General features: G+C 52.7%; 1 protein-coding gene. It reads right to left on the bottom strand.

All coding sequences use genetic code 11. The annotated features are described in order from the left end of the window. Nucleotides 1-565: IS256 family transposase (locus F1379_RS29590; RefSeq protein WP_150276053.1), on the bottom strand; the 565-nt coding region annotated here is incomplete at both ends.

Consider the following 565-nt stretch of genomic DNA (forward strand, 5'->3'; position numbering starts at 1 on the left):
TCTCCAAAGCCGCGAATGACGCGTTCTGCAAATCGCTCGTTGTAGTCAATGACGTCGAGGTAGATGACCTTTTCAGCTGCGTCCATGTTCGTTAGACTGTTCATCGGCTTCAGTCGCTTGCGGATCTCCTTGTTCATTCGCTCTATCGGATTCGAGGTGTAGATGGCTTCCTTAATAAGTGCCGGGTACTTGTAGAACGTCAGCAAGGTGGGGAGTTGCTCTTCCCAGGACCGCATTTCTTTGGCGTACAGCTTGCTCCATTTCGCTTTCACGGTGTCAAAAGCCGCACGGGCCAACTCTTCATCGGCAGCGTTGTATACTGTCTTCAGGTCTTCAATGACTTCGGTCCGATGCTGAACCCGGATTTTCGGAAACGTGGAGCGGACTTTGTGGACCACACAATGCTGCACATCTGCCTTCGGGTAGACTTCTTTAAACGCTGCGTCCAGCCCAGGCAGACCGTCAAACACGCCTAGCAATACCTCCTGAGCTCCACGGTCATAGAGGTCTTTGAGCACTTCACGCCAGCCATTGGCACTTTCCTGGCCACCCACATAGAAGCCCA

The organism is Paenibacillus tepidiphilus (genome assembly GCF_008635795.1).
Classification (GTDB): domain Bacteria; phylum Bacillota; class Bacilli; order Paenibacillales; family Paenibacillaceae; genus Paenibacillus_AQ; species Paenibacillus_AQ tepidiphilus.